A 24,955-nucleotide genomic window follows, 5' to 3' on the forward strand; every position below is an offset into this window, starting at 1 on the left:
GCGACGCTGGATCTCAGTGGTCTGACCCCAACAGCGCTTGGTAACAATGGTTTGATCGCAGGCGATGAGGTGGTGATTGCAGCGACCGGTACGTTCGCAGATGAGAATGTCGCTTGGGTAAGCAATATCATCGGTGGTACGGTTGACACCAAGACGGTGAACATCGCGTATTCTGCGCTCAGTGGTGCCGATGCCGGCAACTACAGCTTCACGGGGCAGTCAACCGCGACCAATGCCAAGATTACGGCAAAGGCGATGACGGTTTCTGGTTTGACGGCTGCAGACAAAGTTTACGACCGTACGGCCACGGCAACAATTGACACAAGTAATGCTGTCTTTAATGGCTTGGTGGTTGGTGACGCCGTACAAATCGGATCGGCAAGTGGCGTGTTCCGCAACGCCAGTAATAATGCTGATGACTTTAATGTTGGTACAGCCAAACGGGTCAACATCACAACGAGCTACACCGGTGGCGATGTCGGTAACTACACCATCACGGATCAGTTGACCACGACTGCTTCGATTACGCCTAAAGCAATCACCATTGCTGGAATCACGGTGAGCGATCGTGCTTACGATGGTACGACCAATGCAACCGTCAGTCTGGCTGCGCTTGATTCCGATGCTGAATGGATTGGCATCGGCATGATCACGGGTGACAATCTCACTATCAGTGCCACCGGTCAGTTTGCCGATAAGAATGTGGCCTATAACGGCCAGACTGTCACTAGTAAAACAGTCACACTGACTGAGACCTTTGGTGGAACGAGTATTGGCAACTATACGATCACAGGTCAAGGCACTGCGACGGCAACAATTACCCAGAAGGCAGTCACCGTCAGCGGCATCACCGCCAACGATAAGGTCTACGACGGTACGGATGTGGCGACTGTGGTGGTGTCTGGCGCATCAATTTCAGGCCTGATTGCCGGTGACAATGTGGTGTTGAGCGCCACGGGTGTGTTTGACAATGAAAACGCTGGCAACGGCAAAATCGTCACCCTTACCAGCACCTATACTGGCACCGATGTTGGCAACTACAGCATCACCGACCAAGCAAGCACCACAGCAACAATTAATAAACGTGTGCTCGATTTGTCGAACCGCACGGACGTGACAGCTGCAGACAAAGTCTATGACGGGAACACCTCGGCCACCGTTGATGTGACTGGTATCACCACGGCTGTGCTTCAGAGTGTCGGTCTGGTAGGTAATGATGATCTGGGGACAATTTCTGCGACGGGTACCTTTGCTAACGCAGATGTTGCCTATGGCGGCGATGATGTGGTGGCGCAGACGGTCTCGCTGTCCTATAGCGCACTCGCAGGTGCTGACGCAGGCAACTATGATGTGCAATGGCAAACAACCACGTCTACGACGATAACGCCTAAGGCGATCACGGTGAGCGGTATTACGGTACAAGGCCGCGACTATGACGGCACTACCTCGGTCGATAGCAACTTGATTAATACATCAGGTATCGATTGGTCAGCGATCGGTGTTGTATCGGGCGACACGGTTAGCATTAGCACGGTTAGTGCTGCCTTTACAGACAAAAATGCAGCTGTTGGCAAGACGGTTAATTTGACGCAGACATTTGGCGGCGATGCGGGCAACTATTCGATTACACAGCAGGCCGATACCACGGCAACGATCTCGCCTTTAGCAGCCACCATTAGCGGTATAGCAGCCATCGATCGTGAATACGACGGCACCAACGCTGCGCAGATCGATGTTTCGAGCGTCGCGATATCCAACCTGGTGGCCGGTGACGATATCAAGGTCAGTGCCACGGGTGTATTCAGCGATGCCGATGTCGCTCGCGATCCAAGTGTCAGCACCACGATTGTCGACAAAACCGTCACATTGACTGAGACAGTGACAGGTAATGATGTGGGCAACTACAGCTTTACGTATCAGGCAACCGCACAAGCCAAAATAACACCCAAGCAGGTAACGGTTTCTTCGGTCACCATCGACGATAAATCCTACGACGCCGACACTGGTGGCACGCTGGGTGGGCACACCTTGTCGGGGCTGATTGGCTCCGAGGACTTGGACTTGACTGGCACTGCCACGTTTGATGACAAGAACGTCGGTTCGCGCATTGGGGTGTCAGTCTCGAGCCTGGAGTTGGCAAATGGGACCGCTGGTAGCGCCTCGAACTATGAGCTCATGACCACGAGTTTTAAGACGGTTGGCAATATCACGCCTCGAGAGCTGACCATTGCCGCACCAACTGCAGCCGGACCGTATACCTATACCGGTAAGACTTCGATTGACGTGACTGCTGGCGCGATTACCGGCTTGCAAGGTGGCGAGCAGCTCACAGTTAGCGCTACCGGCTTATTGCCATCAGCTAATGTAAGTACGGATGTTGATGGGGTGGTGGTGACGTACACCTTGGTGGACGACACGGGTGCGACTGCCTCGTCTGGTGGCCTGGCTAGCAACTATGTGATCGCGACCGCCTCGCAAGGGCAGGTGCTTGATGATGTGGAAATCGGTGAGGCAGCGCTGACAATAACAGTCAACGACACTGTTAAGCTCGCGGGTGAGGCCGATCCGATCTTTACTTATACGTTTAGCGGGTTCGTGAACGGTGAGACGAGTTCGGTATTGAGCGGTTTGACGGCTACAAAAGCCTCTACTGGCGTGACCAATGGCAACGCGACTGACTTTGTCGTTGAGATCGATTCAGGCGTAAGCGCGTCGAACTACTCCATTAGTCGCGTGGATGGGACGCTCAAAGAGTATGGCCATGGCATATTGATCGTTGATATTGCTGATGTTACTGAAGAATATGGAACAGCGCCTGTATTGACCGTGGCAGGTGCCAGATATTCAACGTCGGCAAGCGGTATTGTTACGCTCAATGCCACCGAGGCGAGTGATGTTTGGACCATTGGCGATGGCACCACCAACTACCTTGATTTCGCACTTGAAATCGAGAGCTCGCAACTGAGCTCAGCTGGTCAAGTTCGGGCAGGTAACTACTTGGTCGATGCGCAGGCGAACACGATCAATGAACTAACCGGTTACACGTCTCTCTTCACCTCCGGCACGACGTTCTTCCGCAAAGGTGCGTTGACTGTTACCCCTAAGACCATCACTGCAACTGTGACTAGCGGCAACACCAAGACCTATGACGGCACCACTGCGATGTCGAATCTGGTTTTTGGCGCAACTGGTCTGGTGACCGGGAGTAACAATGTTACTGATAGTGTGACAGTTACTGGCGTTGGTCAGTACAACAGCAAAAACGCCACCGCGTCCGGTGCTGCCCAATACTCAGTCAACAACATGGTGATCAGTGGTACGGACGCTGCGAACTACCAGCTTGCCACTGACAGTGCAGCCTTTAGCGATGGCACGATTAATAAGCGTGCAGTAACGATTGCTGGCATCACGGCCGCTGACAAGGTGTACGACGGCAGCACGACTGCAGCCGTTAACCTCAACAACATCACGTTCACCCTTGACGGCAGTAGCCCGGCAGTAGCAGGATTGATTCAAGGTGATGTCGTGACCGTCACTGCCGAGGGTAACTTTGCCAGTGCGAATGTGGCGCGTGATGCAAGCAATAACAATGCTGTTACTTCGCAAACTGTCAATCTCTCGAGCTATAGCTACGGTGGTGCAGACGCAGGCAATTACGATTTCACAGCTCAGGCGACCACCACAGCCACGATCACACCTAAGACGATTACCGTGTCTGGCTTGGCGGCCTCAGACAAGACCTATGACGGCAACGCCGATGCCACCATTGTGACCACTGGCGCAACGTTTAACGGCCTGGTGGCAGGTGAGTCGTTCACCGTTTCAGCCAACGGCAAATTCCGCAACACCTTGAATACTGTTGATGACAAGAACGCCGGGTTTGGCAAGATTGTCGCGATCACAAGCAGTACTTACACAGCCGGTGCCAATACGTCGCTTGGCAACTACACCATCGTTGATCAGGCCACGACCCAAGCCAACATTAACCCCAAAGCCTTGACGATTAGCGGCATTACAGCCAGTGATAAGACATACGATGGCACGCGCGTAGCAACGGTTGATGTTTCAAACGCTACATTGACTGGGTTGGTTCAGAATGATCAGGTGATTGTTAGTGCGACTGGCCTATTTGGCAGCCGTCACGTCTCACGCAACAGTGGTGGAACTGTTATCGACCAGACGGTGACTCTGATAGAGGTCTTTACCGGGGCGGATGTTCGTAACTACAGCATCGTCGCTCAGGGCACAGATCAAGCCAAGATCAATGCACGCGATCTCGACTTCTCGTCAGGCAGTCTTGTGACCGCAGCCGACAAGGTCTACGATGGATTGACAACGGCTGCGCTTGATCTCAGCGGGCTAACCAGTTCCGCATTGATCACGGCAGGGCTGATCGCAGGCGATGATGTGATCGTCACTGCCACGGGTGCGTTTACTGACCAGGACGTGGCACGCAATCCCAGTGACAGCACCCAGATTGTTGATAAGACAGTCAATATTACGTACGGTAATCTCGGGGGCGATGAGGCCGGCAACTACAACCTGGTTGGCCAAGCGACAACCTCAGCTGCGATCACCCCCAAAGCCATCACCATCGCGGGCATTACGTCAGCCGATCGCAATTACGATCAAACAACGTCAGCCACGGTCAGCACGTCGATGTTTACCGATGCTCACTGGGAATCCTTGGGCATGGTTAGTGGTGACACGTTGAGTATCACCGCCTCAGGTACGTTTGGTAACAAGCATGTCGCGCGTGATGCACAAGGCAATGTGATTGCCAAGACGGTCACCTTGACGGAAACATTGGGAGGAGCTGATGTCGGTAACTACACGATTACCAAGCAGGGCACCACCACCGCCACGATTAGGCCGATTGCGCTGAATATCTCGAATGCAAACCTGATTTCCGCCACTCAAAAAACCTACGATGGCACCACATCGGCCACATTAAACCTGTCACTGGTGACTGATGCAGCACTTGAGTCGGCTGGCATGATCGCGGACGACGATGTCCAGATTAACGCCACCGGTGCCTTTGCCGACAAGAATGTTGGTACTAGCAAGACCGTGACTATTAGCTACGCCGCCTTGGGTGGTGCTGATGCAGGCAACTACACCTTCACCGGTCAAGCCACGACCTCGGCCAACATCACCGCCAAGACGCTGGATTTGTCGGGTAGCTCAGTGATTACCGCCGCTGACAAGGTTTATGACGGTACAGCGACGGCAACGCTTGATTTCAGTGGCTTGACCGATGCCGTGCTGATCGCAGCTGGCATGGTGGCAGGTGACGATCTCAACATCGCCGGTTCAGGTGCGTTCCGAAACGCAGCCAATGATGCCGACGATGCCAATGTTGCTTGGGATAATGGGTCGCCGGACGCTAAGACTGTCGCCATCACCTACCAGACACTGGCTGGCGTGGATGCCGGCAACTACAGCTTCACGGGTCAGGCAACCACGACTGCGAAGATCACACCCAAGACGGTCACCGTCTCGGGCTTGACTGCTGGCAATAAGACCTATAACCGGGATGCTACCGCTACTATTGATGGCTCAAACGCCGTCTTTGTGGGTGTTGTGTCTGGCGAATCAATCACGGTTGGTTCGGCGACTGGTGTTTTCCGCAACGCCATGAACACAGCCGATGACTTTAATGCAGGTAACAACAAACTCGTAAAGATCACTAGCACGACCTATACGGCAGGTTCGGGTACTTCGCTTGATAACTACACCATTGTTGACCAAGCCACTACCAACGCCAATATCACGCCCAAAGCCATCACGATTACTGGCATTTCAGCGGCCAATCGTGATTACGATGGCACCACCAATGCGACGGTTTCGACCGCCAGTATCGATTGGACTGCAATCGGTGTACAGACGGGTGACACGATTTCAGTGACTGCTACCGGTAGCTTCGCAGACAAGAATGTTGCCTTTGATAACGGTAATGTGACATCCAAGACAGTAACGCTAACGGAGACTTATAGCGGTGCGGCACTGCGCAACTACACCATCACCAAGCAAGGCACTGCTAGCGCGACCATTAGCCCGAAATCGCTAACGGTCTCCGGTATTACGGCCTTGGACAAGGTCTATGACGGCAATAAGGTCGCCACCCTGAACACCAATAACGTGGTGTTGACTGGATTGGTGTTTGGTGATCAGGTCAATGTCGCAGCGACGGGTGAATTCGCAGGCAAAGATGTGGTGGTGAGCGTTGGTGGGGTTGTTCAGAGCCAGATCGTCAACTTGTCCAGTTTCGCTTACACCGGCGCTGATGCAGGCAACTATGCCTTCACCGATCAGGCAACCACCACCGCTAAAATTACCCCGCGCGCCTTGACGCTAGGCACCATCATGGTCGACAGTCGTGAGTACAACGGCAGTCGAACAGCCACGATTGATAGCGTTGAATATGCCGGGTTGGTTGGGCCTGAAGAGTTAGGCTTTAGTGCCACTGCGGTGTTTGCGGACAAGAATGTTGGCAACAACAAGTTGGTGTCTATCACGGGGCTTGGGCTGGCAAATGGGACTGGCACTAACGGTGGCCTGGCCGTCAACTACAGCTTGGCGCAGACGAGCGCAACTTCTACTGCATCGATTACGCCCAAGGGCTTGACCATCAGTGGCATCACGGCAGTAAACAAAGACTACGATGGCACGGCCGCAGCGACCCTTGGGATGTCCGGATTGACGCTTGACGGATTGGTCACCGGTGACACCGTGACGGTATCAGCTACCGGTGAGTTCACCGATCATCGCGTGGCGCGCACCGGTGATCCGGCCACGGGTACTGTTACCAGCAAGACGGTTAACCTTGTGGAGACATTTGGGGGTGCTGACGCACGTAACTACAGCATTACGGCGCAAGGCACGACCACCGCAACGATCAATCCAGTGGCTCTGACGATTTCAGGGTTGGAAGCGCAAGACAAGGTCTATGACGGTACCAAGGACGCAGTCATCGATGTGTCAAACGCAACATTTGCTGACTTGATTGGCACGGATGTGGTGACGGTAGCGGCCACCGGTGAGTTTGACTTTGCGGCGGTGCAATTCAGTAACAATCAGGTCACCTCACAAAACGTCACCATCAATGGCGTGGCCAGTGGCGCAGACCTTGGTAACTACACCGTTTCAATCCAAAGCACGGATACCGCAACGATTAATCGTCGGGCGCTGACCGTATCTGGCCTGACCGCTGTCACCAAGGTCTATAACCGCGATGCCTCAGCCACGATTTCTCAAGACAATCTATTGCTCAATGGTCTGGTTGATGGCGATGATGTGGTGGTGAACCCGACTGGTACGTTCCGAAATGCCACCAATACAGGTAACGACTGGAATGTCGGCAACAATAAGCTGGTAACCATTAGCAGCAGCTACACTGGCAATCATTACCTGAACTATCTGATCACCGACCAGGCGTTCACCACCGGTTCGATCACGCCAGCTTCGTTAACCATCAGCGGTATTACTGTTGCTGATAAAACCTATGACGGCAATATCGCAGCCACGGTTGATGCCAGCAATGCGACACTGACAGGTCTGATCTCAGGTGATGATGTACAGGTTTCTGCCAATGGTTTCTTTGCTGACAAGAACGTCAATTGGGATGTGGTCAATCAGACAGCGCTCACGAAGACGGTCAACCTGGCTGAGACCTACAGCGGGGCCGATCGGCGCAACTATGTAATCACGGCACAAGGTTCAGCGCAAGCCAAGATCCTGCAAAAGGCGCTGACCATTGGTGGCACGACGGTTGCTGACAAGGTCTACGACCAGACCGATTCAGCCACAGTCACAGCCGGTGCACTGTCGGGCATGATCGGGACTGAGCTAATAGGCGTGAGCGCAACAGGCACGTTTGCAGATTGGAATGTGTCGCGCGATGGATCTGGTAATGTTCTGGCACAGGACGTGAGCGTGACCTACACCCTGGTCAATGGCGGCAATGGACCAACGAGCGGCCTTGCAACCAATTACAGCCTGGCAGCGCAGACACTGACAAACGCCGCCACGATCACGCCCAAGGCACTGACCATCAGTGGTATTACCGCTAGCGACAAGGAATACGATGGTAACGACATTGCCACGGTCAATGTCAGCGGGGTAACTAATGCCGTGTTGATTGCGGGTGGACTGATTAGTGGCGATCAGGTCACTGTTGCTGCCACCGGCCTGTTTGATGACGAGAACGTGGCCCGTGCGGCAGCCGATCCCAGCAGTGCGCCTATTGCCAAGACAGTGAATCTGACCGAGACGTTTGGCGGCAACCAGTTGCATAACTACACCGTCACGGCACAAGGCACGACGACTGCAAAGATCACGCCCAAGAATCTGATGATTTCCAATTTGGTTGTGGCAGACCGCCAGTACGATGCCACGACCAATGCTCTGGTTGATGTCAGTGGAGCCAACCGGGCAGGCCTGGTGACGGGTGATCAAGTTATCATCACTGCTGCGGGCCAGTTTGAAGATGCCAATGTACGACGCGATGGTAATGGTAATTTGGCTGCACAAACCGTCACTATTGCCAGCAGTTACAGTGGCGCTGACTGGTTGAACTACACGATCACGGATCAGACTGGGTCCACCGCAACAATTGAGCCACGGGTTCTGACGATCTCGACGGCAAACCCAACGCTAGTTGCTGATAAGGAATATGATCAGTCAGATGCCGCTAGCATCACCGTGGCATCAGTGGCACCTGAAGTCCTGTTTGACAACTTGGTGGGTACCCAAACGGTGGAATTGGCCGGTGCTGTGGGTACGTTTGCCGATGCCAATGTGTCTCGGGCGGATCCCAATAATCCCCTGAGTGTGGCAATCAACAAAAATGTGACGGTGGTCTACAGTATCTCCGATGGATTCTTCGGAGGATTTGCAAGTAACTACACCGTGGCTGATGACATCATCCAGGCAAAGATCACGCCTAGGGCACTGACGATCAGTGGTATCACGTCTGACGATCGGGATTATGACCAAACTGTCACTGCTGTCATCAATACCAGTCAATTGACACGTACGGGGCTGCTTGATGGCGATGATGTCTCTGTCACTGTGACGGGTGCGTTTGCAGACAAGAATGTCTTACGCGATGTGGATGGCAATGCGATTGCCAAAGCAGTCGCGCTGACCGAAACCTTCGGTGGTAGTGATCGTGTCAATTACGACATCACCGCGCAAGGTACCACGACAGCAGCGATTAATCCGATAGCACTTCAGATCAGTGGTATTACCGCTGCTGATCGGGTTTACGATGCAACCGATCTTGCAACGCTTGATTTGACGGTGGCTAATTCAGCACAGACTTTGCAAACGGGTGGTCTGATTGCGGGTGATACGGTACAGGTCAGTGCAATCGGTACATTTGTAGACAAGAACGTGGCACGTGATCCGAATACAGGCGCTGTTTTACAAAAGGTTGTCAACTTGTCAGAATCAATCAATGGAATTGATTCAGTCAATTACGACTTGGTCTCGCAAGGTACGGCCACCGCAACAATTACACCGGCAGAACTGACGGCTTCGGCAACCAGGCAGTATGACGGCACGGCTGTGATCGATGGGCAGATCATGACTATTACAGGTTTGAACGGGGCTGAGCAGTTCACAGCAAGCGGTCAACTTAATTTGACGAGTAAGCATATCACTTCGGGGCCTGTAAACCCTGGCGATGTGTCTGGATTGACTTTGACCGGTGTGAATGGTGCGCTTGTTAGCAACTATCAGCCTTTATCTGAAGCCAGAACGACTGTGACGGTGACACCGTATGTTGTTCAGATCAACGCGCCGAGTGTCAGTAAAACCTATGATGCCAGCGTTCTCTACAAGCTCACCCAACAGGATCTTGATGCACTGACTAATCAGCTAGTGGGTTCAGATTTTGTGCTCGATGCCGAGATGAGTTTTGATAATGCGAACGTCAGCCGTGATGTTAATGGCATTGAGCGCAACGATCGAGTGGTGAGGCTGGATTCGATCGTGATCCAGGACGGTAACAACGGCAATAACTATAGCTTCACCTTGGCAGGTAACAACACCAGTGAAATTCTGGGGGCGAGCCTGACAGTGACCCCGGTCAACGATGCCAAGCTGCTCGGACAGGCTGATGACACCGACTACCGCGGTTTGATTTATAGCGGCTTTGTCGCAGGTGAAGATGAAACGGTGTTTGGCGGCACCTTGCCAACAATCGCGCGAGAAGCCGGCGAGACAGTGGGTTCATACGCACTGACAGCATCCGGTGGTAGTGCCAACAACTACAACATCACCTACGAGGCGGGTGCATACAACATTCTTGCCGCTGATAGCTTCCTGGTTAGGGTCGATGCCAATAGCCAACCGACCGTATATGGCAGCCAGGCCAGTTTTGCGGGGACGTTGACCGTCCAGTATATGGAGCCAGTGCCAGCGCCGACGCAGCCCAACCAAGCGATGTCGCCTCCTGCGATCCGCACTTACACTGCTTACTTTGACAACGCTAGCCAGCAGTATCTGATTGATACCGACAATGATGGCGTTGGTGACAATAAGGCAAGTTTCTCCCTTGATGTGCTCAATGGCATCAACAGTACCGCCGGAAAACTGCGCGTTGGTGGCTATAACCTCAAGGCGACCGAACAATTGATCGATGAATTTGCGGATTCAAAATTTGTTCTGGTGGGGTCCTTGACCGTTGCGCCGAAGACCATCAACCCGACCGATCTGGGTGTGTCTGGGGTTACAAAGGATTATGACGGCAACAATCGCATCAGAGATGTTGAATTAGATCTCGCCACTGTTCCGAATCCAGTGGTCTTTGCTGATGACGAGGTCGTGGCAATCGGTTCTGGCCGTTTCTCTGATCGCCACGTCGGGTCCGAGCTGATTACGCTTGATATCGTTCTCGATGGCGCGGACGCATCCAATTACATGTTGAGCACTAGCAGCCTTGCCACAACTGGCCAAATCGACCAGTTGCCTGAAGTGCAGTGGGTGGGTGCAGATTTTGGGTATTGGGCTGATCCATCGAACTGGCTTGGCGGAGCTATCCCCGATCGTAAGGATACGACCGCGGCTGACAACGTCGCTAAGGTCATCATCGGCGAGGATGTTCACGTCATCTATGACATTGATCCTGCCGTGGGTCTGGTGGGCAGCGAAATCGTCAATGACGGGTTACTGGAGATTCGGGCAGGGACCAATCTTGCCATGGCCAACATCGTCTCTGGCACGGGTGATCTCGCTGTTCACAGCACTGGCGCTGTCACGATCAGTGGTGACAATTCGTTTGCTGGCTATGTCGATATTGGCAGCACCGAAGTGACTGTCACGCACAACAGCGCCTTGGGAACGGCGCCCAACATCATTTCCAGCAACGGCAGCCTCGATTTGACTGGGCTCACACTCACTGAGCTATCGGTTGAGGGTCCGATTACGATTGCGTCCGCTGTGAACACCATCAATGACCAAACTTACAAGGGTGCTTTGACCTTTACACAGTCAGGTACGCCTACCGTCGGATCTAATAGCCCGGTTGCTAACTTCTCCTCATCGGCGGGCAATATCGCGTTTGTTGATACCGTGAGTGCCGGGACAAACTCAAAGGGTCACCAGACATCTCTGGTGGTGGATGCCGCCGGTTGGGTATTGATTAACGGGCAGATCGGGCAGGACTTGAAGGGGCTTGATTATGACGATGAATATCTGATCAATAATCTTCCGCCGCAAGACGTGAGTCCCTATGCACTTGAGATCACGGCGGATACCATCAAGCTGTTTGCTGATGTCACTACGTTTGAATCGCAGCTCTACACCGGCAAGATTCTAGTGGGTAACAATTCTCACGACGAGCTGTCACCCATACATGGTGATCCCGATTCTTACCTCTTTAACGGCTATACCCGTTTGTTAGTGTCAGTTGACCCGTCCATCACGTTGAATGGACCGATCGATGATGTGGACGAATATGGCGAGATCCATTCGCTTGACCTGCGGGCGATCAGCTTGATCGCGCCCGGCCAAAACAATTACGTGGAACCAGAGATTTCTATCAATGGCGATATCGGCAGTACGTCGCCCTTGCTCGGTCTTACGATAGCAACCGGCACACAGGACTTTTCTAGTGAGGCCGAGGTAACCGACATTGCCACGCAAGAGCTGACCCGACGTGATCCAGATTACAAGGGTGTGATCAATCTAAATGGCAGTGTTGAGGTTTTCAAGGGTCCAACCTTTATTGCTGGTGATCTGCGTACCCCGGGCACACCGAATATTGTCTGGTATGACGGCACACCAGAGTTCCTGTTACGCCTGCCACCGCTCGATCAAAACGGCAATCCGCCTGCACCGAATCTGGATATACCTCAAATCCCACCGGGAGTTGTTTTACAGCCAGGCCCGGATGCTGGTTTACCGGACTTCGTGGCTGAGGTCGATGTCACTCGTGTGCCTGCCCGGGATCCCCGTCCTGGCTCGCAGAGTAACAACAACCCCCAGCTTCCAAACAACGGTGGTGGCAACGGTGGTGGTGGCGGCGGCGGCGGCGGTGGTGGTGTGCCAGGTGGCGTCGTGAACCCACCGGGCGGTGGCGGTGTACCAGGTGGTGTCGTGAACCCACCGGGCGGTGGGGGAGTTCCAGGCGCCGAGGTTAACCCGCCAAATGGAGGCGGTACAACTTCGGTTGATTCAGGCACCGCGCAAAATCCGGTCACAGGTGATTTGTCAGCAGCCATCAACGCTGTGTTGAACGATCCGGCTCAAAGTGCGGTTGTTAATGCGAGCAATAGTGCCTCACGCGTCGTCCCGGCGGGTGCTATGGACAATGCCGTGTCGGTCAGGGTCAGCGCTGGACAGATGTCTTTTGGTGATGTGACGCAAATGGTAACTGCACGCGCTGAAAAGCTGGTTAGTGTTACGGCCGAAGTTAGTGTGGGTACGTTAACTGCCGGTACAGATAACCAACAAAGCATGGCTGCGAGCACGGCTCTGAGCAATGCATCACAGACAACGTCTGGATTCGTGGCGGTTAAGTCTGTGACGCCAGTAACTGTGGCCGTTGGTCAGTCATTCCGTATTACCTTGCCGCCAGATACTTTCACGCATAGTAACGTCGGTGAGGTGTTCAGTTTGTCAGCCAGCACGGTTCAAGGTGGTGCATTACCCTCCTGGTTGAACTTTAATCCTGACACAGGTGTCTTTGCTGGCGTGGCACCGCAGGGTGTGACCTCTATTCGAGTTCGAGTAACAGCTACCGATAGTCAACAAAACCAGGCGTCGACTGATCTGGAGTTGCGTTTTGAGGACGGCGAGCTCGTCAGCCAGGCGCAGCAAGGTAGTGATTAACCCCCGTTTTTACTAAAAAGCGCGGTGTTAGTCGATGTTGTAAAACTCAAACTTGATCCGAACCACTGCCAGTTACCAGACCGAAAAATAGTCATCACATCTCATCATTTCATGGGATGTTACCCACTGGTTCGGCACGTCACAATACTAGGCTAAAGTTATAGTGCTAGTCACACGTTCGACAAACGCTCTACAGACGTTAGTTGCAGGCTAGTCAGTTGCTGACCGCTTTGCAGTGGCAGAGCTGTTTTTCTGATGAAATAAGATGACAAAGGTGAATCATGGCTACCAACAAACCCGCTAGTACTGGCACAGATGACAAAACGGGCACCCCAGCTCAGGTTGAAACTAAAACCGACAACACCCCTGAGGTAGCTGGTGCCAGTGCTGCAGCTGCCGTACCCGCACCCGAAGGTCAGCAACAAACCATGAACCTGACAGGTCGTGCCGTCTTCGCGGTCGAGACCACAGCGGCAGGCGTGGTGGTGCGCACCGCGTTTCTGACCGAAGACAACCGCTTGATGGACATGCCGGCTATCTTCCCGGACATGGTCTACGCGATGAATGTAATTGATGACTTGCGTCGCCAAGTCATGCAGCATTTCTCGCAGGCCGCCCAGGTCGGTGCCCAGGTGATTGCCAACCAGGCACGCAGTCAGCAGCAACAGCAGCAGCAGCAACAACAGCAGCAGGCAGGTGCACAGGGCGCAGACGAGAACACCACAACGATCAAAGGCTAGGGTTCAGTTTAGTGGCGATGGTGAACAAACGTTTAAGAGGGCGTTGTGCCCTAAGTCTCGTGCTCACGGGCGTACTTACCGGACTATCCATGCCAGCAGTGGCGCAGCGTGCGCCCGACGCTGGTTCGATCATGCGTGAGACCGAGCAGTTACGTCCACCCCAAGAGCCACGTTTGTCACCACGCACGATTGCCCCAGCACCGGTCAAGCCAGATCCTGATGCGGTTCAGTTTGTGATCAAAGCGTTTCGCTTGACTGGCGTTACGCTCGTTCCGATTGCCGAGTTACAGGCTTTGCTTAAGCCCTGGCTTAATCGTGAAATCACCTTCGAAGACCTCGACCGTGCGTTAGCCGCCATCGCCAACTTTTATCAGGAACGTGGCTGGTTTGTGCGACCACAGTTGCCAGCGCAAGACATCGTCGATGGCGTGGTAACCATTAACGTGATTGAGGCCAAGCTCGGTCGGGTAGAGCCGCAAATCACAGACGACATGCCGTTGTCGGCCAAGCGTGTTGAACGGTTTCTGACTGCGCGTCAGAAACCGGGCGAGCCGTTAAACATGGACGAGCTATCGCACGCCTTGACGGTATTGAATGAACAGCCCGGCGTGTCCGCTCAAGTGGCGCTTGCACCGAGTGGCGAGGCCGGTGCCTCAGATGTGATTGTCGAGACGATGCGCTTGCCATCGGTTAATGGCACCTTGCAAGTTGATAACTGGGGCGCAAAATCCACCGGTTACTGGCGTGGTACCGGCAACGTGAACTGGAACAATCCGTTTGGTTACGGTGACCAGTTTCAGGCCAACGTCATGGCCAGCGAAGGCACACTCTATGGACGCCTGGGTTACAACATGCCGATTGGTTACGATGGCTGGCGTCTTGGCGTGTCATATTCTGCGCTGGCCTACAAGCTACTTGGCGAGTTTGCGACCCTAAACAACAAAGGTAATGCCCAGACCTTGTTGGCAAACCTGAGTTATCCACTGATCCGACAACCTTCGGCCAATGCCACCGTCACCTTGACGGGTTCGGATTCTAGCTACGAGAACAAGTACAGCCTGGAAAGTGACGAGATCTCGATCCGCAAGCGTGTCTCGACCGTATCGCTCGGGGTCACTGGCGATCGGGTCGATGATATCTGGGGCGGTGGCTTTAATGTGGGAGGCTTGACGGTCACAGGGGGCTACACCAATTTGTCTGGCACCCGAGCTAATCAGATTGCTGACCGTATTGGCGCCAATAGTCAGGGTACTTTTTATACACTCGCCGGTAATGGCGGTCGCTTGCAACGACTGACAGACAACACCAGTTTGTGGTTCTCGATGTCTGGCCAGATGGCCTCACAAAACCTCGACTCCTCACAAAAGTTCAGTCTCGGTGGTCCGCAAGGTGTGCGTGCCTACCCAGTCTATGAAGCCACGGGTGATCAAGGCTGGCTCGGCACTGTCGAGGCACGCTATAACGTCACACCTGAAGCCCAGGCCAGTCTCTTTTACGACATGGGCTGGATTCAGCAATTCAAAAGCACTAGTCACCTTACGGAACTGCTCGGTCCCAACACCTATTACCTGAAAGGGTGGGGTGCGGCGATTTCTTATAACTACCAGAACTGGATCTCCGCCAAGTTCACCGTGGCCAGCAGAATTGGTGGCAACCCCGGCGCAAACCCCATCACCGGAGCCGATGGCGACGGGACTAACGACACGGTACGCTACTGGTTTAACTTGGTGGTTTACATGTAACGTCGCCACGTGAGCCTAGGGCAAATTGTGGCGTGCTATGGCGAGTTATGTTGAATTGTAAAGTTTAAGCGCCTTGATCAGGTCGACTAGCAGTCTGGCTAGCACGTTGAGTTTTTGCGGGCTGTTGTGTCTGTCGGATTGTAGGGAGACTTCGAGGGCAGCTGCCGCATCACTGACTTCAAATGCACCGAGTTGCTTGGCCGAGCCTTTCAAGCTGTGCGCCAAGCGTTTGGCCATGGCGATGCTCTCGGGGTGTTGCGGTGAGGTCAGCAGATGCGACAGTTGGTCGTGAAATCCTTCAAACTCCTCTACGAACACACGGGCCAGCAGGTCAAACATCTCCAGGCTGCCATCCATGGTGAGGTTGGCATGGTGGCGATTAATGCCAGCGATGGCAGGTATTGGGTTGTTGTCGCTCACAGCACTGGCATCTGATGGCCCGGTGTTACCGATGGCCTTCATGATTTGTTCGACCATGCGGGCAGGCTGCACCGGTTTGGCAATCACATCGGCCATGCCCGCCTGACGTGCGCGGGCTTGTTGTTCAGCCAACAGGCCAGCGGTCATGGCCAGAATCGGCAGGTGATCCAGGGCAGGTATTTGCCGAATGCGTTGGGTGGCAGTCAAGCCATCCATGACCGGCATCTGCACATCCATGAGCACACAGTCAAACGCCTGGCCTCGCACGTGCAGCACTTCAAGCGCAAGCTCCCCGTTTTCTGCGAGTTCGACCTCCGCACCTTCACGCTGCAAGAACGCGCGCATGAGCCCTCGGATCGACAGGCTGTCGTCGACCACCAGCACTTTTAGGCCAGCCAGCGGTTTGCTGGCTGTGGGTTGCGCTGACGCACTTGCCTGGTGTGCATCGGCGATCTGGGCGCGAGCTCTGGCAGGCTTGGTGGCATCTGCTACCGCCAGCGGCAACTCGACCCAGAAGGTGCTGCCTTGGCCAAGTGTGCTTTGCACACCGATTTGCCCACCCATGAGCTCCACCAGCTCTTTGCTAATCGATAAGCCTAAGCCCGTGCCACCGTACTGTCTGGCAATGCCGGTGTCGCCTTGCATGAAGGGGGTAAAGAGCTCAGGCAGTTGTTCATCAGGGATGCCCTTGCCGGTGTCGGTCACCGAGATCAGTAGCCGCACGGTATCAGGGGTGCGTTCGGTCAACTCAAACGATACGAGAATTGACCCAGCCTCGGTGAACTTCATGGCATTGCCCGCGAGGTTGCCGATCACTTGTTCAATGCGGCGTTGGTCGCCGATCAGGGTCGGCAGATCGGTTGGGGCGTGCTTGACAGTCAGGCTAAGGCGGCGCCCACCGACGGAGGCCTCAAAGGCCTGCACGTGCTTGATGAGATCACTGACCTGAAACGGCAGTTCATCGGTGATGAGTTGGCCGGCCTCGATCTTGGATAGATCAAGGATGTCGTTCACAATGCCGAGCAGCAAGTTGCCGGCTCCTCGGATCTGTTCGATGGTCATTGTCTGACTGGCGCGGTCGCGGTCATCCGAGAGCAGATCGGTCAAGCCCAGGATCATGGTCAGTGGCGTGCGGATCTCGTGGCTCATGCGCATCAGGAAGTCACTCTTGATGCGTTCAAGCTCCTCAGCCCTGGCCTTGGCTTGTGCAAGTGACTCCTCGGCAAGCTTGCGATCGGTGATGTCGATCAAGACACCTTCCCAAACGGTCGAGCCATCTTCTAATTCACGAGGTGCTGATTCAGCCGCAATCCAGCGCGTTACTCCTTTGTTGAGGATTTTTGCCTCCCCAAAAAACGGCGCTTTGTTCTCAAATGCTTGCTTGTTTAGCTCTAGCCATCGGTCGTAGTCATCAGGATGAATGCAGGTGAATGCGCGCAGTGGGTCGCTTTCCAATTCCTCACGGGTCAGGCCAGTGAGCTGAACGAAACGAGGGCTCATGAACCTGAACTTGCCAAGCCCTCCCTCAGGTGGTTGCACCATGGTGTAGGTGCCGACAGGCAAATTCTCGGTCAACTCAAATGCAGTGCGCTCGAGCAATTGCCGAACGTCACGTAATTCGGCCTCTGCTCGTGCTTGCTGGCTGATATCGATAAAGGCCACCACAACGGAGGTCCCAACGAATGAACCATTCAGTAGTGTTCGTACTTTTGAGCCATCACGCGCACGGATCTCGACTTCACGAATCGGAACTGTGCCTTGAGTCTTAAAGGCAATTTCTGCATCCCGATTCCAGCTGCCCATGACTTCGTGTCGATAGGCCTCGTCCGGATAAGCAAGCTCAGCCCAGCGATCGATGTCTGCGATTTCTTCCAGTGAATAACCGAATACGCGTTTGAACGCTTTGTTAATGAACGCCACGCGCATGGGAGTCTCTGCCACTTCAGCAAACGAGATCGGGAAAGGCAGGTTATCCATGACGATCAGCAATTCAGGCGTCATGACTTTGGAGAGGCTAAGGTCTGATAGGCTCATACTTTTTTCTCGCCAACCGCATCTAGGTTTCTCACACTAGTTGCGCAGGGGTTAATTGCCAGAGCTTTTTTATGAATTGATACGTCATCGTCAGCAATAATTCGGCCATATTGAATACCCGACTGGTGGTCGATCCTACAGTGCGCACTGCAATCGCCAACCCCTACCACCAACCGCAACACCAGCCTGGTCTGGTAGTCGGGGACCCCGCGTCAGATGAGTCCATGTTCCTTGGCCACCGACAGGGCCCTAAGGCCTGAGCGCACGCCTAGTTTGCGATATAGGTTGGTGGTGTGAGTACGTACGGTGGTAATTGAGATGTTCATCGATTCAGCCGCCTCACGATAACTTTTGCCGGCGGCGAATTCCCGCAAAAGATGCAACTCACGCGGCGTTAGTCTTTCAATGGGATTTTCGCCGCTGCCAAGGCTTTCGCGTCCGGCTAGCTTCAGAAAATAGCCTGCCAGTGATGGGCTAATCGGGTGCAGGCCACTGATCAACTGCTCTAGTGCTTTGGTGATCGATAGTGAGACGTCACCTTTGACGACATAACCAGTAGCACCCGCACGTACGGCCTCAAGCACGCGACGCTCGTTGTTCGCTACGGTCAGTACCATGATGGGAGTGTCTGGATGGTGTTTGACAAGATAGCGAATGATATCGACGCCGTCACCGTCGGGTAACTCGAGATCAACAATTGCCATTTGGTAGGGTGACGCTCCCGCCGGCATGCTCTGCATAGCCAGAAACGTGCTTGGAAATACGGCAACATGGCATCGAGGTAACACCATGGACAGACCTTTTTTAATGGCCTGCTGAAAAAAGCGATCATCTTCAACAACCAGAACATTGCATGCTGTGTTCGAACTGCTTGTTGCGCTTAAAGGACTCATGGTGTTTCGATTTTTTAAGTGAATGCGGAATTACACCTCAATTCCACTCACAAAAGAATACTACTTCCATAGTAGATCTATGACTTTCATTCGATGTTTTTGGTAACTGGGGCCGGATACGACTTGACTCCCTGCATTGTGTGTAAGTGATACACGATACTAGCTTTCCATGTTGCATTTTAGATACAAAGATTGTTCCAATTTCCATGATGTAGCCAAGTCGAGTCGGCATGTTGACCTGTCTGGTTTTATCGAGCCAATTTCATGTAGAAACTCTGGCCCCAGTTGTTGACTTGTTTATCCATCCTGACACGAACTCCAGTGGCGTTTGATATGCCAAACTGGAATGTGGTCTAACTGCATTGTAGTGTTTACGCCATGTCTCGATGATGACCTTTGCATGAGCCCTGCTGTAGAACCAATTCATCGCTAGGCACTCATCACGGAACTTCCCATTAAAGCTCTCGTTGGTTCCGTTTTGCCAAGGCTTGCCTGGCTCAATCAGAAGATTACGCAGCCCTTTGTCTGCAGCCCACTCTAGTAGCGCCACACTGACAAACTCCGAGCCATGATCGCTTCTGAGCATCAGTGGGCAGCCTCGCTCTTCGATTAACTGTTCCAGAACCTGAATGAGTCGCTTGCTACGAATAGAGCCCGCCACATCAATATGCAAACTCTCCTTGGTGAACTCATCAATCATGGTCAAACACTTTAACTTCTCGCCGTTGGCACACCCATCAAAGACAAAGTCGTACGCCCAGACCTGATTCGGTGCAGTTGCCACAAAGGGTTGGCGATGCAGACTCCGATAACGCTTCTTTGGTCGCTTGGCGGGCACTTGCAGACCAGCCATAGCCCAAATCCTGGCGGCCTTATCTCGTCCAAGGGCGATGCCATCGCGTTGCAAAAAGATTCGCACTCTGCGTGCGCCATACCGAGGGTACAACGCAGAGTAGTCTCGCATAGCTCGAATCACTGGCGCATCTTTGATGGGCATCTTGCACTGGTATACCAAACCCGACCTAGCCACTCTAAGTAGCGTGCAAGCACGTCTTTGCGTCACCCCCCGACTGATCGCATATCGGGCTTGCTCCAGACGTGCCTGCACGCTCACCATTTTTTTGTTGCGATCTCCTTCATGACTTCGATCTCAAGATCTCGCTCAGCCAGTATCTTCTTTAACCGATTGTTCTCTTGCTCGAGCTGCTTGAGCCGCTTCACATCATCCGTACCCATGTCACCGAACTTCTTGCGCCACGCATAAATTGAGGGTTCACTCACGCCATGACGTTTCGCTACCTCTGATACAGGCACTCGATCCGCCTCTTGCAAAATCCGAACAATCTGTTCGTCTGTAAACCTTTTACGCTTCATCACTGCTCCTCAGGTTTGAGGAGCCATTATCTCTAAATCACCTTGGCTCGAAAATCCCAGGACAGGTCACAGGAAGGTGGATGCTAGTTTTTGCTGCTCTAATCAGTTACCGTTATATTTCTTAGGTTGCTGCTGAACTCATAAGGAAATAGTCATGCCGGTCAGTAAAACTTCGACAACCCAACGTAAATCGAGTGGGTCTGGTGCTGTATCAAAAACCGCTAACAAGACGGCTAGCAAAGTGACGGGTAGAACGGTGAATAAAACGACGAGTAAAACGCCGGTCAAAACCTCACCCGCAAAACCCGCTCCCGTGAAGACTGTCACCAAGGCGGCGAGCAAAGCAGCCACCAAAGCCCCCACCAAAAAAGCCGCTGCGCAAAAGCCAGCTGCTACTTCAAACTCGGACAAAGTCACCTTGCGCGGGCGTTCGGTTTTTCTGGTACAGACCACCTCAGCCGGTGTGACCGTGCGCACAGCCTGGTTATCTGAAGACAAAACATTGCGTGACATGGTTGCAGTGTTTCCTGATGTCAATTATGCCGTCACACTCATCGATGATCTCAAGCGAGAGGTGTTAAAGCACTTCTCTCAGGCAGCTCAAGTTGGCGCCCGGGCGATCGCTAGTCAACGCGCCACCAAAGCTAAATAAACCCGCTGACGAAATCCCTGGGGCAGCAATAAAAAACCGGCCAGTGTTGAGCATTGGCCGGTTTGGTATATGGATTAGAAACTAGATACCTACCTGATCAAGGTATCGATTGACTCGATAAGTTGGCCTACGTGCTAGGTGCTTTCCTCTTCGTAAGACGCATGTTGCTTTTGCAGGTTGGGTTTTTCTTTGGTCGAAAGCTTGAAGTCATAGACCACTAACAAAACACCAAACACCAGCAAAATAATCAATGGAATCTCTTTGAGCTTCCAGATGTAGGGCAACAGAAACAGCACCAATAGCGCAGTTGCAATGATCGCAGTCGATTTGTAGTTCATCATGACTCTCCAGTGATGGCGTCAAAGTTGTTGATGAGCCAGTTGGCAGTGCGTAACAGGCGAGCGTCATCATGGCGCGCACCTACGAGTTGAATGCCAATTGGTAACCCCGCCTCTGATTGAAGCAGGGGCAGGGTGATGGCTGGCATGCCGGTGTATGACCAAAGCGCGTTCATGACGGAGTCACCAGTGCTGTCTAACCCTTTTGGGGCCGGTCCAAGTGAGGCTGGCGTGATGATGGCATCAAACCGCTCAAAGAACTCATCAAATCCAGCCGTGACTGGCTCAATCGCTCGCTTGGCCTTGAGGTAGTCAAACGCATTGACCTGCCTGCCTCGTTCAACGATGGATTTTGTACGCTCGTCTACCTGCTCGCCTGAATGACGCATGTGCTCGTCCATGGCCACGGCAAACTCGGCATCCATGAGTATCTTCAGGTTGTCTATACCCGTATTGGCCACAGTCGGCAGTTCAATGGTGGGGGTTTCTTCACCCATGGCCTCAGCCAGGGCGTCAAATGCCTCGCGTGCCTCTGGATCCATTTGTTCCCATTGCGGGGTCTTTACAAACACAAACTTTGGTTTGAATGGTGGCTCAGACAGGGCGGTGTCCACCAAGACCCGCGGCAATACGCCTTTCGTGGTTGCATCGTCGTCGTCAGCCGCAATTAATGTCTGCGCTACGAGTGCCACGTCTTCAATGTTTCGGCCAAACACCCCAACCTGATCAATGGTGTCGCAAAGGGGTTGTAGGCCACTGCGCGAGATCAGCCCACGCGTGGGCTTAAAGCCAATCACCCCACAAAACGACGCTGGCCGGATGACTGATCCTGCCGTCTGTGTCCCGATGGCTACAGGCACCATGCCAGCGGCGACTGCCGCAGCACTGCCGGACGAGGAGCCACCTGGCGTGTGCTCTAAGTTGTGCGGATTGCGTGTCTGCGCTGGCTGCCCAAGACAAAAGGCAGGCATTGCCGTTTTCCCAAAAATAATCGCGCCCTGGTTGCGCAGCAGCTTGGCCACTTTGGCATCCCAGCGCGGCTGTCTGCCTGCCAACGAGGCCGAGCCAAACTCGGTGGGCATGTCAAAGGTGTCAATGGCATCTTTAAGCGCAATCGGCACACCTGCGAGCTTGCCCAAATCACCACCGATTGCCCGGCCACGGTCCAGGATCTGAGCCTGCACCATCACCGCTTCGCGGTTTAAATAGGCAAAGGCGTGCAGCTTTTCTTCAAGCGGCTCGGCATAATCCAGGAACGCCTGAGCGAGTTCTTCAGCCGTGTGCTGGCCACTTGCCACCATCTCGCGGATGGCAACAGCGGTCAGCTCGTGGATGGCAACAGTATCTTTACTCATCATCTAGTTGGTCTGCATGAAAAACGATGGGTCGATCACACCTTCTGGCAACGGACCGTCATCAGCCTTGATGGGCTGGTTATAGAGCAGGTCAGGCAGGTACGACACGATCTGTGGATAGACATACACCAACACCAGCGTCATGAGCACCATGCCAAGAAATGGGAAGCAGCCCTTAAAAATATCCCATAGCTCAACACCTGGCGGGGCAACGCCCTTGAGGTAGTATGCCGACATCGCCATGGGTGGTGTCAGAAACGAAGTCTGCAGGTTGATCGCAATCAGCAATCCAAATAGCAAGGGATCAACATCAAAAACGGCGAGCATGGGCAGGAAGATCGGCACAAAGATGATGATGATCTCACTCCATTCGAGCGGCCAGCCCAAAATGAAGATGATGATCTGCGCCATGATCAAAAACTCGACTGTCGACAAATTCAACGACAACACGAAGTGTTCAATCACGCCCTCGCCGCCGAGGTAGGAGAACACCGATGAGAAAGTCCACGAACCCACAAACAGCCAACAAACCATGGCGGATGTCTTGGCGGTGAGGTAAACCGATTCGCGCAGGCGGTCCCAGGTGAAGGCACCGTAGGCAACCGACAGCACCACGCCACCCAATGCGCCCATGGCCGCGGCTTCGCTAGGGGTCGCCAGACCGAACAAGATCGAGCCCAGCACAGCAACGATTAGAAACGCCAGCGGAAAAAACGCCGTCAGCAGCAGTTTGAACCCTTGCCAGAACGTGACATGATCGGAGTCGGTGCGCTTGGGGGCGAGGCTTGGGTTAACGATCACCCGCGCAACGATATAGATGAGGTAAAGACCTGCCAATAAAAAGCCAGGCAAAAGCGCCGCGGCATAGAGCTTGACCACAGAAACACCGGCTGTCGCCGCATAGACGATCAGCATGATGGACGGTGGAATCAAAATGCCTAGCGTGCCGCCAGCGGCGATGATGCCGCTTGAGAGCTTTTTGTCGTAGCCAGCCTTGAGCATCGAAGGCAATGCCAACAGCCCCATCAGGGTCACCACGGCGCCCACGATCCCTGTGGCAGTGGCAAACAGCGCGCAAGTCACCAATGCGGCTACGCCCATGGAACCCGGGATCTTGCGCATGGCAATCTGCAGGCTTTCAAAGAGTTTTTCCAGGATGTTGGATCGTTCGATGATGTAGCCCATAAACAAAAACAGCGGGATCGAGATCAACACATCGTTGCTCATCACGCTGTACGTGTTTTGCACCATCAGAAAGAAGATGTTGTTATCCCAAAAGTGCAGAGCAGGGTTGTAGTAGGCGTAAAACCCGAAACCCACGCCCATGGCCATCAAGGTAAAGGCAATCGGAAAGCCTAAAAAAATAAAACAGATAAAAAGCCCCAGCATCAGGAGCGCGACGGCTGGATCACTCATTTGTTCGCTCCTTGTTCGGTGCTGTGGGTTTCAAGCAGAACCTCTTCGAGTTCTTTGACATCATCATCGCGTGTGGGCCACTCGCCTGTCTTGATGCACAGCACGCAGCGGCACATCTCGGCTGTGCCGGCAAGCAACATGCTCACACCCGACACAAAAATCACAATCTTCAGTGGCCACACGGGTACCCCCGCCGGACTGTTGACACTCACTTCTAAAATCGTGGTTGACTGCAACGCATAGAAAAACCCGGTGAGCACCAGTGCCAGGATGCCAGGCATAAAAAACACGAAATACAACACCAGTTCGACCTTCGCTTGGGTGCGAGGTTGCCATTTGCGGTAGAGGAAGTCACCACGCACATGGGCGCTTTTAGACAGGGTATAGGCACCAGCCATCATGAATAAGGTGCCATAGAAGATGTAGCTCATGTCATAAGCCCAGGATGTAGGGCTATTGAGCACATAGCGCATGAACACCTCGTAACTGGTGCCTAGCGTCAACATCACAATGCACCAGCCAAACGCATGGCCTAGCGCTTTAGACAGGCTGTCTACCCATCGGATGTACCCGATCATTTTCCATCTCCGCAATTAAAAAAAACCGCCGACTAAGCAGCGGTCTTTTACCAGCTAAGGGCTGGCCGGGCGTAC

General features: G+C 53.5%; 11 protein-coding genes (1 of these 11 running past the window's edge). 4 read left to right on the forward strand and 7 right to left on the reverse strand.

The features are described 5' to 3' along the window. The 3 genes from DHf2319_RS05260 to DHf2319_RS05270 all read left to right on the forward strand — a co-directional run. Window positions 1–13,338, forward strand: the final stretch of a protein-coding gene (locus DHf2319_RS05260; RefSeq protein ID WP_305802170.1) for a YDG domain-containing protein. The gene continues 35,553 nt to the left of window position 1, outside the view; only the last 13,338 of its 48,891 coding nucleotides appear in the window; the start codon falls outside the window, past its left edge; its stop codon occupies window positions 13,336–13,338. 281 nt (window positions 13,339–13,619) lie between these two features. Beyond that, window positions 13,620–14,078, forward strand: coding sequence for a hypothetical protein (locus DHf2319_RS05265; RefSeq protein WP_243479761.1), 459 nt, complete (start codon window positions 13,620–13,622; stop codon window positions 14,076–14,078). A gap of 17 nt (window positions 14,079–14,095) precedes the next feature. Beyond that, window positions 14,096–15,820: a ShlB/FhaC/HecB family hemolysin secretion/activation protein gene (locus tag DHf2319_RS05270; protein WP_243479762.1), complete on the forward strand. Its 1,725-nt coding sequence runs from the start codon at window positions 14,096–14,098 to the stop codon at window positions 15,818–15,820. A 45-nt stretch (window positions 15,821–15,865) separates the two neighbouring features. On the opposite strand, the gene DHf2319_RS05275 is transcribed toward DHf2319_RS05270, so the two are convergent. The 3 genes from DHf2319_RS05275 to DHf2319_RS05285 form a co-directional block, all read right to left on the reverse strand. After that, the gene (locus tag DHf2319_RS05275) at window positions 15,866–18,274 is read right to left on the reverse strand and encodes a hybrid sensor histidine kinase/response regulator (protein WP_243479763.1); all 2,409 of its coding nucleotides are present in this window, start codon (window positions 18,272–18,274) and stop codon (window positions 15,866–15,868) included. A 212-nt stretch (window positions 18,275–18,486) separates the two neighbouring features. Further along, complete coding sequence (locus DHf2319_RS05280; protein WP_243479764.1) at window positions 18,487–19,167, reverse strand: response regulator; 681 nt, start codon at window positions 19,165–19,167, stop codon at window positions 18,487–18,489. Window positions 19,168–19,429: 262 nt separating this feature from the next. Continuing rightward, window positions 19,430–20,541, reverse strand: a protein-coding gene (locus DHf2319_RS05285) for an IS3 family transposase (RefSeq protein WP_369810223.1) whose coding sequence is annotated in 2 segments (ribosomal slippage) — window positions 19,430–20,292 and window positions 20,292–20,541 — 1,113 coding nt in all. Because the reading frame shifts where the segments join, the coding sequence is not laid out codon by codon here. Window positions 20,542–20,695: 154 nt separating this feature from the next. Here DHf2319_RS05285 and DHf2319_RS05290 point away from each other — a divergent pair. Beyond that, entirely contained in the window at window positions 20,696–21,193 is a 498-nt protein-coding gene (locus tag DHf2319_RS05290; RefSeq protein WP_243479766.1) for a hypothetical protein, read from the forward strand. A gap of 134 nt (window positions 21,194–21,327) precedes the next feature. On the opposite strand, the gene DHf2319_RS05295 is transcribed toward DHf2319_RS05290, so the two are convergent. From DHf2319_RS05295 to DHf2319_RS05310, 4 genes are read right to left on the reverse strand one after another with little or no spacing between them, the layout of a single operon-like run. Then, entirely contained in the window at window positions 21,328–21,534 is a 207-nt protein-coding gene (locus DHf2319_RS05295) for a hypothetical protein (protein WP_243479767.1), read from the reverse strand. Further along, the gene (locus tag DHf2319_RS05300; protein ID WP_243479768.1) at window positions 21,531–22,889 is read right to left on the reverse strand and encodes an amidase; all 1,359 of its coding nucleotides are present in this window, start codon (window positions 22,887–22,889) and stop codon (window positions 21,531–21,533) included. The genes DHf2319_RS05295 and DHf2319_RS05300 overlap by 4 nt, the downstream gene beginning before the upstream one ends. Further along, window positions 22,890–24,302, reverse strand: a complete 1,413-nt coding sequence (locus tag DHf2319_RS05305; RefSeq protein WP_243479769.1) for a TRAP transporter large permease — start codon at window positions 24,300–24,302, stop codon at window positions 22,890–22,892. It lies immediately after the preceding gene. Further along, window positions 24,299–24,880, reverse strand: a complete 582-nt coding sequence (locus DHf2319_RS05310; protein WP_243479770.1) for a TRAP transporter small permease subunit — start codon at window positions 24,878–24,880, stop codon at window positions 24,299–24,301. The genes DHf2319_RS05305 and DHf2319_RS05310 overlap by 4 nt, the downstream gene beginning before the upstream one ends. Between the last annotated feature and the right edge of the window lie 75 nt (window positions 24,881–24,955).

Source organism: Orrella daihaiensis, assembly GCF_022811525.1.
In the GTDB taxonomy this organism is placed as follows: domain Bacteria; phylum Pseudomonadota; class Gammaproteobacteria; order Burkholderiales; family Burkholderiaceae_B; genus Algicoccus; species Algicoccus daihaiensis.